The organism is Phormidesmis sp. 146-20 (genome assembly GCF_052939475.1).
In genome coordinates this window covers 45443-60209 of sequence record NZ_JBJPHT010000015.1, presented here as the reverse complement: position 1 = coordinate 60209, position 14767 = coordinate 45443, and the positions used below count along the sequence as shown (strand labels likewise).

The window sequence follows — 14767 nt, the reverse complement described above, 5'->3', positions numbered from 1 at the left end:
TATGTGTGGAATTGTTGGACTACTGATCAAAAAACCAGACCTTCGAGAATCATTGGGCGAATTAATGGTGCCGATGTTGATTGGAATGAGCGATCGCGGCCCTGATTCTGCCGGACTTGCCGTATTTACAGAAACGCTGGCGGACACTCATCGAAAGTACAGCTTATACAGTGGAGAACACGTCATCGACTGGTCAGAACTAGTGCAAGCGTTTCAGACTTTCTCCAACAGTGACGCTGAGATTGAAATTCAAAATAATCATGCCGTTCTCACATCTGACAGCACTTCGGAAACGGTGAAACAATGGCTCAAAGAATGCTATCCACACATTCATCTCTTATCAACGGGACGCAAAATCGATCTCTATAAAGACGCTGGGAAACCCCTGGAAGTTAGCGATCGCTACCACTTCAAAACGCTAAAAGGTACGCATCTGGTAGCACACACGCGCATGGCAACCGAGTCCGCTGTTACCCCCGCTCACGCTCACCCCTTCACGGCTGGAGAAGATTTCTGCCTCGTCCACAACGGCTCTCTGTCTAACCATCACGAGATTCGCCGCAAACTAGAACCGCAAGGCATTGAGTTTGAAACCGACAACGATACCGAAGCGGCCTGTCGTTATTTAGAGTGGCGAATGCGCGAAGGCGACGACCTCGAACTGGCCATGCAAAAAGGCTTTGAGGAACTAGACGGCTTCTACACTTTTCTCATGGGCACTGCGGACAAACTGGCCCTCGTGCGGGATGCGTTTGCCTGTAAGCCTGCGATCGTCGCCGAAACCGATGACTATGTGGCGATCGCGTCTGAGTTTCGATCGTTGGCTCATCTACCTGACGTAAAACATGCTCACATTTATGAACCCGCCCCAGAGGAGATGCACGTATGGAAGGTGTAGTATTTGACCTGACCAAAACGCCATTACGAGAGATCAACCACTTTTTGCATCACGAGTCCGCTTCCAAAGTCACCATTCTCAACCCCGATGGCGCTCACAATATTGCGGTCGGATTAAATGCGCCCATTGAAGTCGAAATCGTCGGACACGCAGGCTACTACGCCGCAGGCATGAATCAACTGGCAAACGTAACCATTTTCGGCAACGCAGGAACCGGGGTCGCCGAAAATATGATGTCAGGGCGAGTGCAGGTCAAAGGCTTTGCGTCAGTCTCAGCGGGAGCTTCAGCCCAGGGCGGTCTGTTGATTATCGAAGGAGATGCCAGTTTGCGCTGTGGGATTTCGCTCAAGGGCGGCGATATTGTGGTGGGTGGCAATGTGGGCAGTTTCTCAGCGTTTATGGCGCAGGCAGGAAGAATGGTAATTTGTGGCAACGCTGGAGACGCACTGGGTGATTCACTTTATGAAGCAATTATTTACGTGAGGGGTGACATCAAATCACTCGGCGCAGATGCACAAATAGAACCGATGTCAGAAACAGATTATGCAACAGTTGAGGAATTACTTGCAAAAGCAAATTTTACATGCGGCTCCAAAGAATTCAAACGAGTTGCCTCTGCCAAAAAACTCTATCACTGGAATGCAGATGCAAATCAAGAATACTAAGGGCTGTAAATCCTTCACTCCAGTTTTTCTACTTCGTTTGGCTCTTCCAGATGCATAACCGAAGTGAATAATTTCATTGAATTTACATTGCTTAGAAATCTTGAATTACAGCGATTTATTCAAAGTTTTTCAGAATTGGCAGCTTGGGGTGCGAAAGTCCCAACGACGCAGCGAAGAATTCTGATTCCACTACCCTTAAGTTTCAGATCAAAAACACACCCATTCTCATTTTATGAACCCTCCAATTACACAACCGTCTCGTGAAGAATCCTGGGGATACGACAATCGAATGATTCAATACATTCAGAATGCATCTGCACATGGATTGTATGAAATTCGTGGACTGGGTGCAAAACGACGATTGCCACATTTCGACGATCTGGTTTTTTTGGGCGCATCGCTAACTCGATATCCGCTGGAAGGCTACCGCGAAAAGTGCGTTACCAAAACAATTTTAGGCACTCGATTTGCTAAAAAACCGATCGAGCTAGACATCCCCATCACGATCGCTGGCATGAGTTTTGGTTCGCTGTCTGCAAACGTCAAAGAAGCGATCGGACTGGCCGCCACCAGAGTCGGAACCTCCACCACAACAGGCGACGGCGGCATGACTTCAGAAGAACGGCTTTCCTCAAAAACGCTGGTTTATCAATGCTTGCCATCTCGCTATGGCTTCAATCCCAACGATATGAGAAAGGCAGACGCGATCGAGATTGTGATTGGTCAAGGTGCAAAACCGGGCGGCGGCGGAATGCTATTGGGGCAAAAAATTAATCCCCGCGTAGCAGCAATGCGAACCTTACCCGAAGGCGTGGATCAGCGATCGGCGTGTCGTCATCCTGACTGGACGGGGCCCGACGATCTGACCATCAAAATTCAAGAACTGCGCGAACTCACCGATTGGCAAATTCCGATCTATGTCAAGGTGGGGGCTTCTCGTCCGTTTAATGATGTCAAACTGGCGATCCAAGCGGGAGCCGATGTGATCGTCGTCGATGGAATGCAGGGCGGCACTGCGGCGACTCAGGCGGTTTTTATCGAACACGTCGGCATTCCAACCTTGGCGGCTGTGCGGCAGGCAGTCGAAGCGATCGAAGACCTCAACATGAAAGGACAGGTGCAACTGATTGTCAGTGGCGGCGTGCGGACGGGGGCAGATGTGGCGAAAGCGTTGGCAATGGGAGCGGATGCCGTGTCGATCGGTCAAGGTATTCTCATGTCGCTGGGCTGCAATAGTGAAACTTATATTCAAGACGGCGAACATCACTCTGCAATTGAAGACTACGCCGCATTGGGAACGGCTCCTGGCACCTGTCACCATTGCCATACCGGAAAGTGTCCCGTTGGGGTCACGACTCAGGATGCCATTTTAGAAAAGCGACTGCAACCCGAAATTGGCGCGCGACGCATTCAAAATTATCTGCAAACCTTGAGCATGGAATTAACCACGATCGCCCGCGCTTGTGGCAAACAAAACGTTCATCATTTAGAGCGAGAAGATCTGGTGGCGTTGACTATTGAAGCCGCAGCGATGGCAAAACTACCGATCGCCGGAACAGATTGGATTCCAGGATTATAAGCATCTTGTCTGAAAGTCCTTGAGAATGGCAGGTTGGGAGTAGAAGATCATAACAACGCAGCGAAAAAACTTCATCAAGTTGGACGCTCTCTCAGGCACATTCTCTACCGCGACGGAAGCACGATCGTAAAGGTACTACCTTCTCCAGGCTTCGATCGCACCGTGATTTGTCCGCCCATTCCTTCTAGCAGCGTCTGCACGATCGCCAGTCCTAACCCATGTCCACCCGACTGTTCTTCATCTGCAAACCTTGCCCGTGCTTCGTCTACTCGATAGAATCGCTCAAAAATCCGGCTTTGGTCTTGTAGCGAAATGCCCACGCCCAGATCGATGACTCGAATCACTGCCTGACGATCGCTAGATTCCAAGTCAATGGCGATCGGCTGATGAGGTGCAGAATATTTAACAGCATTGTCAATGATATTAATCAAAACTTGCTTTAAGCGATCGCGATCGGCAATGGCTTCGATTTGTTTTTCTGCATTGACAGTCAGCGATCGATTGCTAAACTTTTCGGTCATGCCTACAACTTCTAGTACCAGATGATTCACGATCAATGGCTCTAGATGAAACTGCATATAACCGCTATCTGCCCGCGCTAAGTTTAATAGATCTTGTAATAGCTGAATGGTGCGATCGGCTTCAGAAGTGGCGGTTTCTAAAGCTTCTCGCTGATAATCATTTAAGTTAGTGCTGCGGCGCAATAGACTTTGTAGATAGCCATAAACGATTGTTAGAGGCGTGCGTAACTCGTGAGAAACATTGCTGACAAATTGACGCTGTTGTTCCCAGGATTCAGAGAGTCGAGACAACATCCTATTAAAAGTCTGAGCCAGTTCTTTGACTTCGCTGGGTGCATGACGTAATTGCAGCTTTGCTTCTTTCAGATCATTTGCAGAAATCACACCCGCCATCTGACTCATTTCCTGGAGCGGTTGGAGCGATCGCCGAATCCGAATCGTCATTGCCACTATCATCGCGATCGTCGTCAGCAGACAGACCACAACAAGACTGCGAATGGCTGATATTAATTCATGCTGGTCAGCAGTCACATCCTGCGCCATATACACTGTTCCCAGCACTTTGCCCTTTACTGTCACCGTGCCTTCGTATAAAACTAGATAGCGATCGCGCACTTGATAAACTTGCGGTTTGAGCGGCATTTCTGCCAGAGACATCAACTCAGCCGTGGCGGTGAATGCAGAATTTAAGTCCGCAGATTGTGCCAATAGCTGATTGTCTGAACTTTTGACCCAAATCAGTAAACCTGAAGCAGATACATTATTAATTGTTTTTTGAAGTCCGGCCGCGATCGGCAACATTTCACTATAAAGTTCTACATCACGAGGAAAACGAGCAGCGATATATTCAACATTCTGGGTATGAGTTGCAATTAAAATTTGCTGCATTTTCCAGCTTGTCCAGATGCCAACGATACTTAACCCCAAGGTCGATAAAATGACAATTTCCAGAGTGAGACGAAACTGGAGTGAGGCTGGATTAAGGTAGTTTTGTCGGAGTTGACGAATTTCCTCCCGAAGTTGGCGAATCAATGGCATGAGGACGGTGACGATGGATTATTCGATGTACCAAAATTGTATCGAATGCAGAACGATCGCGCTGCTAAGACGTTAGACCTTAGCCTGGAGACGTTGGACTGGAGACATTTTGTTCAGCATCTAGCGCCCAAGCTTCAAAAACCAAAATTCAATCTGACTTCTAGATGAACGTTTGCTGAGAAGAAATCTACAAGAATTTACCTGAACTTATCGTTTTGTAAAGCTCCTCAATCGCCTTCATGACTTCTTTATCTTTGATCTCTATTGTCCTTACTGATGACCTGCACAGCGATTCTCATTTTTACTGCCGAGAGTCGCTTCTGTGATTTCCTGAGATAAAAGCCTTCAGGTAACTTTTAGTCATCATTTTGTGTCGATCGCATTCATTGTTTCGATTCATTTTTCTTGTAAACACTGAATAAAACCCATGACTACAGTTACTCAACAACGACGTAGAATCAATACGCGGTGGGAGCAATTTTGTAATTGGATCACCAGTACCGACAATCGCCTTTACATTGGTTGGTTTGGGGTTTTGATGATTCCCTTACTGATGATTTCAGCGACAGTCTTTACGTTGGCTTTCATCGCTGCACCCCCTGTCGATATTGATGGTATTCGAGAACCCGTCGCCGGATCGCTGCTCTATGGCAACAACATTATTACGGCTGCGGTCGTGCCGTCTTCCAACGCGATCGGGCTACACTTTTACCCCATTTGGGAAGCCGCCAGCATGGATGAATGGCTCTATAACGGCGGCCCTTATCAGATGATTGCGGCTCACTATATTCCGGCTCTCTGTTGTTATATGGGGCGAGAGTGGGAGTTAAGTTATCGGTTGGGAATGCGCCCCTGGATTGCGGTTGCGTATTCTGCTCCACTGGCAGCGACGGCCTCTGTGTTTTTGATCTACCCGATCGGACAGGGCAGCTTCTCAGACGGTTTGCCAATGGGGATTAGCGGCACCTTTAACTTCATGTTTGTCTTTCAAGCAGAACATAACATTCTCATGCACCCGTTTCATATGTTGGGGGTGGCTGGTGTGTTTGGCGGGTCGCTCTTTTCGGCGATGCATGGGAGTTTGGTGACTTCTAGCTTGGTGCGGGAGACGACTGAGAATGAATCTGCAAATGCAGGGTATAAGTTTGGGCAAGAGGGCGAAACCTACAACATTGTGGCAGCGCACGGCTATTTTGGACGGCTGATTTTTCAATATGCCAGTTTTACCAATAGTCGATCGCTTCACTTTTTCTTAGCTGCCTTCCCGGTGGTCTGTATCTGGTGTACAGCGTTGGGGATCTGTACGATGGCGTTTAATTTGAATGGATTTAACTTCAATCACTCTGTGTTAGATACGCAGGGAAATGTTGTCAATACCTGGGCGGATGTGCTCAATCGCGCCAATCTGGGATTTGAAGTCATGCACGAACGCAATGCACACAACTTCCCATTCGACCTGGCAGCAGGAGACGAAGTTCCGTTGATTTCTTTGGTCGATTAGTGATTTCTCCATAGAAGTGAATCTGTTGTAGAAATATCGTTTTTGTGTTTCTACAACAGATTTTCGTGGGTCTAATTTTTATGCGTCAACTCATTCCAAAGCTCATTCCAAAAGTTTTTATCTGTCAATCAAGAAACCATTATCGGCAACTAATAAACTTATGTAAACTCATGCTTATTCTTCATCAGTTCTTCAGGTTTTTTATTTATTCTCCTTTACATCTTGCACATTTGATTCGGTGCTTTAACTCACGTCTTTTCCCCATTACCTCTGATCTCAGAACCTCTAGTAATGGGGCTTTCTACCCCTCTATTTAGGAGAAAACTATGAGCCTTGTCACTGAGCTAATTCTCAACGCAGATAGTGAAGCTCGATATCCGGCACCTAAAGAGATTCGCATTTTTCAGGACTTTTTGAAAACCGGAGAACAGCGCATTCGGATCGCCTCAGTTTTGTCGGAAAACGAACAGCGAATTGTCCAAAACGGTAGTGCCAGATTTTGGGAACGGTGTCCGGTCACACCCAGCAACAGTGGCAATCCTCGCAAGACAGCTTCTTGTCAGCGCGATCAAGGCTGGTATGTGCGGCTTGTGGCTTATTCAGTGTTGGCAGGCAGTGAGCAGCCATTAGTTGAAATCGGCACGATCGGCATCAAGGAGATGTATAACTCGCTAGAAATTCCGCTCAAAAATCTAGTTGAGGCGATGCGCTGCGTCAAAGAAGAAGCGATTTCTCTGTTAAGCGAAGAAGATGCCTTCGAGGTCGCACCGTACTTTGATTACATCATTCGATCGCTGTCTTAGAACAGGTTTGCCGGAGTGTTGAATGGTGACCTCTCTAGATTCTTCACTCCTTACTCTTCAGTTCAATTGAACAACATATAACCTTTAGGAGACTCAAATCATGCAAGATGCCATTACCGCATTAATTAACTCTTCTGATGTGCAAGGTCGCTATCTCGATAATGCGGGAGTCGAGCGGCTGAGAGCGTATTTTCAAAGTGGAGAGCTACGATCGCGCGCTGCCATCAACATTAGCGCCAATGCCAATTCGCTCGTGACGCAAGCTGTTGCAAAATCCCTGATGTACACCGACATTACGGCTCCGGGTGGCAATATGTATACGTGTCGTCGCTATGCGGCTTGTATTCGCGATATGGACTATTTCCTGCGCTATGCGACCTACGCCATGTTAGCGGGCGATCCATCCATTCTAGATGAGCGGATTCTTAACGGACTGCGCGAAACTTATAACTCGCTGGGGGTTCCGATCGGGGCCACCGTTCGAGCCGTGCAATCGATGAAGGAAGTGACGACTGATCTCGTGGGGGCTGATGCGGGGCGCGAGATGGGCGTTTACTTTGATTACATTTGTTCGGGGTTGAGTTAGACGTAGGAGAAGGGATGAGGAATGAGGGATGAGGGATGAAGTTGACAACAATAACTTGTTCCTTGTTCAGCATTCCTCGCCTTTAATTTTGAGGAGAACTATGAGCATTATTACGCGATCAATTGTCAATGCCGATCGTGAAGCACGCTATCTAAATCCAGGCGAACTTCAGGCGATTCGAGGGTTTTTTGAAGAGGGAGAGTCTCGTTTGCGGATTGCGATGGTGCTGTCGGCTAATGAGCGGAAAATTGTGGATAAAGGAACGCAAAGATTTTGGGAGCGATGCCCGGTCACACCCAGCAATAGCGGTAATCCACGGTTTCGAGAATCTTGTATGAGAGATCAGCTTTGGTATGTCCGATTGGTGACCTATTCTGTAATCGTAGGTGATACAGAACTGATTCGCGAGGTGGGAACGAAAGGGGCCCAAGAAATGTATAACTCGTTGGGGGTTCCGATCAAAAATGTTGCTGAATGCATGCGCTGTCTCAAAGAAGTTGCATTAGATTTTCTGCCTCTTGATGATGCGGCGGAGGTGACTCCTTACTTTGATGATTTGATTCAAGCATTCATCCCTTAGTCATTGAATTCTGTATTCACCAGCCTGAATACTAAGTCTTAAACCCTAACTCATTGTGAGTTGATAGAGGGAAAAAGCTCTCTAAATTCCTACCTGTGGAGGACTTTGAACTAGAACACTGGTGTTAAAGTCCCTCAGACTTAGGGGGTCTGCCGTATACACACAAGTCGTTGTCGCTTCGTTTCAGGCGGCTTCAGCCCCCTAAATCCCCCATTCTGGCAGACTTTGACAAAGGAAAGATTTCCAAAGTTCAAAGCCATGACGACGGCTCAATGTCCCCCATTTTTGGGGGATTTAGGGGGCAAAGGATCTCAGCAATGACAGATCGATCGACGTGTGTGTACAGGGCAGGACTTAGGGTGGGGGCAGAAAAGTTGAGTAACGCAGCAAAAAACCTCAACATTTAAAACTTAATTTAGCGGAGCGATCGTATGACGATTCCAACCAGTGGCGGCAGCCCAATTATTCGTCCGCAGCAATATCAAACACTCCCGACGACGGTGATTTCTCACGCAGAACAACACGATCGCTGTTTGCAGGACAGTGAACTCAAGGCACTAGGTGGTTTCTTTGAGTCGGGGACAAAGCGCTTACAGGTCGTAGAGACGCTCAATCAACATGCTGACGAGATTGTGTCAGCGGGAGCCGATCGCATCTTTTTTGGGGGCTTGCCGATGGCGTTTTTAGAGCGTCCGCCCAATCGTCAAAACCTACCGGGATACAACGTCTTATTGAGAGATTTGGGCGATCGTCCCAAAGAAAGACTCAAAGTGCAAAGTTCGACGTTTAATAATCCACTTCAGGATGTGTGGCGGTTTCTCAAAGTGCAGTTGACCGAAGGGCGAGCGCCGCTGCCAGATGGGTTTCGTCCGATCAATATTTCGCGCTATGGGCCGGTGCGAATGAAGCGATCGATGCGTGATCTCGGCTGGTTTTTGCGCTATGTCACGTATGCGATCGTGGCGGGTGATTCTAGCATTATCGCAACCAATGTTCGAGGATTGCGCGGAGTCATTCCTGAAGATGTAACTGAGGCGACTGTTGTAGCGATTCAAGATATGTTGTGGAAGGCGTTGAGTTACTTTCAAGACGACCCAGAGGCGACGGCGATCGTTCAAGAACAGTTTGATGTTTTGCTGACGGAATACATTGTCGAGAAACCACAGAACCGTTTGCGGCAGGGCGTTTCTAGGGATCACCAGGGATTAGAACTGCCCGAAAGCTATGGGTTGTCTGCTACTAATCGACCTAAGTTTGTGATGAAGCCCGGCCTGCCCGCCACCGAACAGGAAGCCGTGATCAAAGCCGCCTATCGCCAAATATTTGAGCGGGATGTGACTCGTGAATATGGCCTATCGCTGACTGATTTGGAATCTAAATTTAAGAGTGGGCAGTTTTCCACCAAAGAATTTGTGCGTCAGATGGGCAAATCTCGCCTCTATCGCAAACTTTGTTATGAACCGTTTGTGATCAGTCGCGTGATTGAGTTAGCTGTTAGACACTTTTTAGGACGGGGCGTGAGTTCGATCGAAGAGTTTCAGACTCACTTCGACACCATCTCACAGAAAGGCTTTCCGGCACTGGTGGATTCGCTTGTAGACTCCGTAGAATACTCTGATTACTTTGGCGAAGAAACGGTGCCCTATCTACGTGGATTGGGACAAGAAGCCCAAGAATGTCGCAACTGGGGCGCACAGATTGAACTGTTTAAACACAGCGCTGTGACTCACAAAGTTCCACAATTTATCACACTGTTTAGTACATATCAGCCAACGTTCCATAATCAACATTTCTATGGGGCTGGAAACGATCCGCTAGAGATTCAGTTTGGCACAATTTTTCCAGAACAGAATTGGAAGCATCACGATCGCCCCGCTGCCTTTAACAAAGATCACCAACGCATTCTGATCGGTTACAGAACAGAAAACGGGAATGGGAACGGCAACGGATACTCAGAAACCTGGGGGAAAGCTCCCGGATTAGACAGTCAGCCTGTTTTGAAACTGCATCATACCAATGGTAAACATGGCGGTAAGAACGGCAAAAATTCAGAGCAGGGAGCCAGCGTAGACCTTCTCAACAACTCTCCAGACTTGTTTATCCAGAAAGCTTACCGACAAATCTTTGGACGCGATATATACCCCGAACAGCGCAACGTCACTGCCGAAATCAAGCTAAAAAGTGGCGAGATCACCGTCAGAGAATTTGTGCGTCAGGTAGCCAAATCACGATCGTTCCGTCAACTCTATTGGGAAACGCTGTATGTGACCAAAGCGATCGAGGTGATTCATCGTCGTCTTTTGGGTCGTCCCACCACTGGCAGGCAGGAAATGAACCGATACTATGATCTGTGCGCCCGCCAAGGTTTCTACGCGCTGATTGACGAACTGATCGATTGCACCGAGTATCGACAAGCTTTTGGAGACGAAACGGTTCCTTTTGAGCGCTATGTGACTCCACGCGGCTTTGAGATGCGATTTCATCGAGGGGAAGCGGCTCGCCTACACGATCGCCAAGGCAATCCTCTAATCGGAGAGCGTGTCTTTCATGGCACATGGGTCAAACCAACGTGGCAAAAAGCCAGAGCCAGCATTCAAGGCGATCGTCCAGAGTTTCGCGGAACCCAAAAATTACTCAGCACCACAAAACTCGATCAACGCCGATTGGAACCGAACAAACATAGTGAAGATCGCGATCAAAGCAATACTCAAGAACCTTCTGAAGTTACATCTGAAGCAACAGAATTTCAACCCGAATTAAACCCAGTTGAGTCATAGACCTATGGTGTTAATCCAAAAGTTTTCAAACAATCCCTGGAGACGATTTTACCGTCGAGTCTTTCGCTTCAAAAAGCTGTCTATCAGTTGGTTTGGAGGAATTCAAGTTTTTTCAGGAGAACCCTATGAGCCTCGTCAAACAAATGATTCTCAACGCCGATGAGGAGTTGCGATATCCCGATCTGAGCGAGATTCGGATGATACAAAACTTCTTTAAAACGGGCGATCGCCGCATCCGCATTGCTGCAATTTTGGCGAAAAACGAACAGCGTTTAGTCGATCGCGGCAGTCAGCGCTTTTGGAAACGATGTCCGGTCACGCCTAGCAACAGTGGCAATCCTCGCAAAACGGCATCCTGTCAACGCGACCAGGGCTGGTATGTGCGGCTAGTCGCTTACTGTGTGCTGGCGGGCAACGACGAACCAATGGCAGAGATCGGCACGATCGGCATGAAAGAAATGTATCGATCGCTGGGTATTCCTCTCGCCAACTGGGTCGAAGCGGTGCGCTGTCTCAAGGAAGAAGCGATCGTTTTACTGGGCGAAGAAGATGCTGCCGAAGCCACGCCCTACTTCGATCACATTATTCAAGCCCTCGCCCTTCCAGGCAGTCCCTATTTTATGAACAACGGAACACGAGAGTACTAATTGGAGGCACGTCCATGACGATCGCATTACAACGCCCCATTTCTGGGGGAGACTGGTTTCGCACGGTAGATGATTGGTTAAAGCGCGATCGCTTTGTGTTTATTGGTTGGTCAGGTTTGCTGTTGTTTCCCTGTGCTTATCTGGCGATCGGGGGTTGGTTTACGGGGACGACGTTTGTGAGTTCCTGGTACACCCACAACATCGCCAGTTCTTATTTAGAAGGCTGTAACTTTTTGACAGCAGCGGTATCGACTCCTGCGGATAGTTTGGGTCACTCACTGTTACTTTTGTGGGGGCCCGAAGCGCAAGGCGATTTGACTCGCTGGATGCAATTGGGCGGATTGTGGAATTTTGTGGCACTGCATGGAGCCTTTGCCCTGATTGGTTTCTGCTTGCGCCAGATGGAGGTTGCGCGGCTGATTGGGCTTCGTCCTTATAATGCGATCGCCTTTTCTGCTCCGATCGCTGTCTTTGTGGCCACGTTTTTAATTTATCCATTGGGACAATCAAGCTGGTTCTTTGCGCCTAGCTTTGGGGTTGCTGCAATTTTCCGATTCCTGTTGTTTGTCCAGGGCTTTCACAATTTTACCTTGAATCCATTCCATATGATGGGCGTAACGGGTGTGTTGGGGGGTGCATTGCTGTGTGCCATTCATGGAGCAACGGTTGAAAATACCTTGTATCAAGATGGTCGTGCCTACAACACGTTTGGCGCATTTGAGCCGACGCAGCAAGAAGAAACCTATTCATTTATCACCGCCAATCGCTTCTGGTCACAGATTTTTGGCGTTGCCTTTTCTAACAAACGCTGGCTGCATTTCTTCATGTTATTTGTGCCCGTGACAGGTCTGTGGATGAGCGCGATCGGCATGGCAGGAATCGCCTTTAACCTGCGAGCCTACGACTTTATTTCACAGGAATTACGCGCCGCCGAAGACCCCGAATTTGAGACTTTCTACACCAAAAATGTTCTCCTAAACGAAGGTCTCCGCGCCTGGATGGCCCCCGAAGATCAGCCCCACGAGCGCTTTGTATTCCCCGACGAAGTACTCCCCAGAGGCAACGCACTGTAGGCACTTCTGTCGGCACTTTAAGAAATGAGCTTTGAGCTTTGCACAAGAATATCCCATCACAATTCTCACTCAAATCCTCAAACTCATTTCTCCTCACTCCTCACTCCTCACCCCTCACTTCCTATGACCACCTTCTTCGATCGCACCAACATCACCACCACAAAAACCCCAAAAGGCAACACCATCACCTCTCCGAGAGAAGGGCGCGATGAAGCGTCTACTGGCTATGCTTGGTGGGCTGGCAATGCTCGGTTTATCAACTTATCAGGGCGCTTTTTGGGGGCACATGTAGCCCACGCCGGACTGATTGCTTTTTGGGCGGGAGCCATGCTGCTCTTTGAGGTGGCACACTACATTCCTGAAAAGCCGATGTATGAGCAGGGAATGATCCTCATGCCTCACGTTGCGACGTTGGGGTTTGGCGTTGGGCAAGGCGGCGCTGTGACGGATATTTTTCCCTTCTTTGCGATCGCCGTTCTCCATCTCATCGGTTCAGCCGTTCTGGGTTTGGGAGGCATTTATCACGCCCTGCGCGGCCCGGCTCGGTTGCCTGGATATTTTGATTTTGATTGGGCAGACAAAGACAAGATCACCTCGATTTTGGGGTTTAACTTAATCTCCTTGGGTCTGGGTGCCTGGTTGCTGGTTTGCAAAGCCATGTTTTGGGGCGGACTCTATGATACATGGCTCCCAGGGGGCGGAAATGTGCGATTGGTCAGCCATCCGACGCTTAATCCGTTGACGATTTTTGGGTATTTGCTCAAGTCACCTTATGGGGAAGCTGGCTCGATCGTCAGTGTCAACAATTTAGAAGATCTGGTCGGCGGTCATATCTGGATGGGTTCGATTTTGATCATTGGCGGCATCTGGCATATTCTCACCAAACCTTTTAAATGGACGGACGGCATCTTTGTCTGGACAGGAGAAGCCTACCTTTCTCAAAGTCTCGGCAACGTTTGCGGACAGGCGTTTATTGCGACAGCCTTTATCTGGTTTAACAACACCGCTTATCCGAGTGAGTTTTACGGCCCGACTGCGCCCGAAGCGTCTAACGCGCAAGCACTGGTCTTCTTAGCGCGTGATCAAGGTTTGGGAGCCAACATCGCCTCAGCCCAAGGGCCGACTGGATTGGGGAAATACCTGATGCGATCGCCCACCGGAGAAGTGATTTTTGGCGGTGAATCCATGCGCTTTTGGGATCTGCGCGCTCCCTGGCTAGAACCGTTGCGGGGGCCAAATGGACTGGATATCAACAAGCTCAAAAGTGATATTCAACCCTGGCAAGTGCGTCGGGCGGCTAACTACATGACCCATGCGCCGCTCGGCTCTCTCAACTCAGTCGGCGGAGTCTCCACCGAACTCAACTCCGTTAACTTTGTCAGTCCGCGTACCTGGCTGGCCTCTGCCCACTTTGTGTTTGCCTTTTTCTTTTTAGTCGGTCATCTCTGGCACGCAGGACGCGCTCGAATCGCAGCGATCGGGTCAGAAAGAGGACTCGATCGAGACAATGAGCCTGTGAAATCGATGAATGATCTCGACTAAATCGCAGGTGGTCGCTCATGACCGATGAATGATGGATCGCGTTCTCAAATCCATCATTCATCTTTCTTCATTACGGTTTACTTTTTTAACACTCATTTATTTGGAGCATTAGATTTACGATGCTTCTACTCGTTGTTTCCACGTTTCAATCGTTCCCACATTTTGTCTACGCAGGATTCGCCTGGTCATTGGTCGGTTTGACAATTTGGAATATTTTGGCTGCGATTCGCAAAGTCACCCAACAAGCGTCACGAATGCACCAAATTCCCTGTGCAACCTGTCAATTTTTTACGGGCAGCTATGACCTCAAATGCACCGTTCATCCCCAAATTGCCATGACTGAGGAAGCGATCGACTGCTCCGACTACACCCTCTCAACCTTCACTGTAGTCACTTCAGGAACGCCCTCTAAATCTCCCATCCCCGGAAAACTTTGACTCAAGACGCTTCTCTCAAAGTCCCCCAGAATTGGGGGTTGGGGGCAGAAGATCTCAAAACCGAAGCCAAAAACTTCATTAACTTCATGTTCTCCAGACTTCAAGTTTCAACATTTACCC

13 protein-coding genes are annotated in these 14767 nt (G+C 48.5%); 12 read left to right on the top strand and 1 reads right to left on the bottom strand.

From position 1 onward, the window contains the following. Position 1: 1 nt before the first annotated feature. The 3 genes from ACKFKH_RS14265 (at position 2) to ACKFKH_RS14255 (ending at position 3142) form a co-directional block, all read left to right on the top strand. Positions 2-898 (top strand): class II glutamine amidotransferase, encoded by an 897-nt coding sequence (locus tag ACKFKH_RS14265; RefSeq protein ID WP_446858978.1) that lies wholly within the window; start codon positions 2-4, stop codon positions 896-898. Further along, positions 886-1563, top strand: a complete 678-nt coding sequence (locus ACKFKH_RS14260) for a GltB/FmdC/FwdC-like GXGXG domain-containing protein (RefSeq protein WP_446858977.1) — start codon at positions 886-888, stop codon at positions 1561-1563. The genes ACKFKH_RS14265 and ACKFKH_RS14260 overlap by 13 nt, the downstream gene beginning before the upstream one ends. A gap of 232 nt (positions 1564-1795) precedes the next feature. Beyond that, positions 1796-3142, top strand: a complete 1347-nt coding sequence (locus ACKFKH_RS14255) for an FMN-binding glutamate synthase family protein (protein ID WP_446858976.1) — start codon at positions 1796-1798, stop codon at positions 3140-3142. Between the two features lie 104 nt (positions 3143-3246). Here the strand turns inward: ACKFKH_RS14255 and ACKFKH_RS14250 are convergent, their stop codons facing one another. Further along, positions 3247-4701 (bottom strand): sensor histidine kinase, encoded by a 1455-nt coding sequence (locus ACKFKH_RS14250; RefSeq protein ID WP_446858975.1) that lies wholly within the window; start codon positions 4699-4701, stop codon positions 3247-3249. A 427-nt stretch (positions 4702-5128) separates the two neighbouring features. Between ACKFKH_RS14250 and psbA the strand changes: the two genes are divergently transcribed. The 9 genes from psbA (at position 5129) to ACKFKH_RS14205 (ending at position 14647) form a co-directional block, all read left to right on the top strand. Then, on the top strand, positions 5129-6202 hold the full coding sequence (gene psbA, locus ACKFKH_RS14245) for a photosystem II q(b) protein (protein ID WP_446858974.1): 1074 nt from the start codon (positions 5129-5131) through the stop codon (positions 6200-6202). A 326-nt stretch (positions 6203-6528) separates the two neighbouring features. Then, positions 6529-7005: an allophycocyanin subunit alpha-B gene (apcD, locus tag ACKFKH_RS14240; protein ID WP_446858973.1), complete on the top strand. Its 477-nt coding sequence runs from the start codon at positions 6529-6531 to the stop codon at positions 7003-7005. A 100-nt stretch (positions 7006-7105) separates the two neighbouring features. Further along, complete coding sequence (locus ACKFKH_RS14235) at positions 7106-7591, top strand: allophycocyanin subunit beta (RefSeq protein WP_446858972.1); 486 nt, start codon at positions 7106-7108, stop codon at positions 7589-7591. 100 nt (positions 7592-7691) lie between these two features. Beyond that, entirely contained in the window at positions 7692-8171 is a 480-nt protein-coding gene (gene apcD, locus ACKFKH_RS14230) for an allophycocyanin subunit alpha-B (protein ID WP_446858971.1), read from the top strand. 431 nt (positions 8172-8602) lie between these two features. Further along, on the top strand, positions 8603-10948 hold the full coding sequence (locus ACKFKH_RS14225; protein WP_446858970.1) for a phycobilisome rod-core linker polypeptide: 2346 nt from the start codon (positions 8603-8605) through the stop codon (positions 10946-10948). 125 nt (positions 10949-11073) lie between these two features. Beyond that, positions 11074-11595 carry an allophycocyanin subunit alpha-B gene (gene apcD / locus ACKFKH_RS14220; RefSeq protein WP_446858969.1) on the top strand — a complete coding sequence of 174 codons (522 nt, stop codon included), beginning with the start codon at positions 11074-11076 and terminating at the stop codon, positions 11593-11595. A 14-nt stretch (positions 11596-11609) separates the two neighbouring features. Further along, positions 11610-12668 (top strand): photosystem II D2 protein (photosystem q(a) protein), encoded by a 1059-nt coding sequence (psbD, locus tag ACKFKH_RS14215; RefSeq protein ID WP_446858968.1) that lies wholly within the window; start codon positions 11610-11612, stop codon positions 12666-12668. Positions 12669-12791: 123 nt separating this feature from the next. Continuing rightward, positions 12792-14210 carry a photosystem II reaction center protein CP43 gene (psbC, locus tag ACKFKH_RS14210; RefSeq protein ID WP_446858967.1) on the top strand — a complete coding sequence of 473 codons (1419 nt, stop codon included), beginning with the start codon at positions 12792-12794 and terminating at the stop codon, positions 14208-14210. A 119-nt stretch (positions 14211-14329) separates the two neighbouring features. Continuing rightward, positions 14330-14647, top strand: a complete 318-nt coding sequence (locus ACKFKH_RS14205) for a hypothetical protein (RefSeq protein WP_446858966.1) — start codon at positions 14330-14332, stop codon at positions 14645-14647. Positions 14648-14767 lie beyond the last annotated feature (120 nt).

What these genes read in the sequence shown, in the direction of transcription:
- ACKFKH_RS14265 (WP_446858978.1), top strand. Translation starts at nt 2, where the DNA reads ATGTGTGGAATTGTTGGACTACTGATCAAAAAACCAGACCTTCGAGAA.
- ACKFKH_RS14260 (WP_446858977.1), top strand. Translation starts at nt 886, where the DNA reads ATGGAAGGTGTAGTATTTGACCTGACCAAAACGCCATTACGAGAGATC.
- ACKFKH_RS14255 (WP_446858976.1), top strand. Translation starts at nt 1,796, where the DNA reads ATGAACCCTCCAATTACACAACCGTCTCGTGAAGAATCCTGGGGATAC.
- ACKFKH_RS14250 (WP_446858975.1), bottom strand. Translation starts at nt 4,701, where the DNA reads ATGCCATTGATTCGCCAACTTCGGGAGGAAATTCGTCAACTCCGACAA.
- psbA (WP_446858974.1), top strand. Translation starts at nt 5,129, where the DNA reads ATGACTACAGTTACTCAACAACGACGTAGAATCAATACGCGGTGGGAG.
- apcD (WP_446858973.1), top strand. Translation starts at nt 6,529, where the DNA reads ATGAGCCTTGTCACTGAGCTAATTCTCAACGCAGATAGTGAAGCTCGA.
- ACKFKH_RS14235 (WP_446858972.1), top strand. Translation starts at nt 7,106, where the DNA reads ATGCAAGATGCCATTACCGCATTAATTAACTCTTCTGATGTGCAAGGT.
- apcD (WP_446858971.1), top strand. Translation starts at nt 7,692, where the DNA reads ATGAGCATTATTACGCGATCAATTGTCAATGCCGATCGTGAAGCACGC.
- ACKFKH_RS14225 (WP_446858970.1), top strand. Translation starts at nt 8,603, where the DNA reads ATGACGATTCCAACCAGTGGCGGCAGCCCAATTATTCGTCCGCAGCAA.
- apcD (WP_446858969.1), top strand. Translation starts at nt 11,074, where the DNA reads ATGAGCCTCGTCAAACAAATGATTCTCAACGCCGATGAGGAGTTGCGA.
- psbD (WP_446858968.1), top strand. Translation starts at nt 11,610, where the DNA reads ATGACGATCGCATTACAACGCCCCATTTCTGGGGGAGACTGGTTTCGC.
- psbC (WP_446858967.1), top strand. Translation starts at nt 12,792, where the DNA reads ATGACCACCTTCTTCGATCGCACCAACATCACCACCACAAAAACCCCA.
- ACKFKH_RS14205 (WP_446858966.1), top strand. Translation starts at nt 14,330, where the DNA reads ATGCTTCTACTCGTTGTTTCCACGTTTCAATCGTTCCCACATTTTGTC.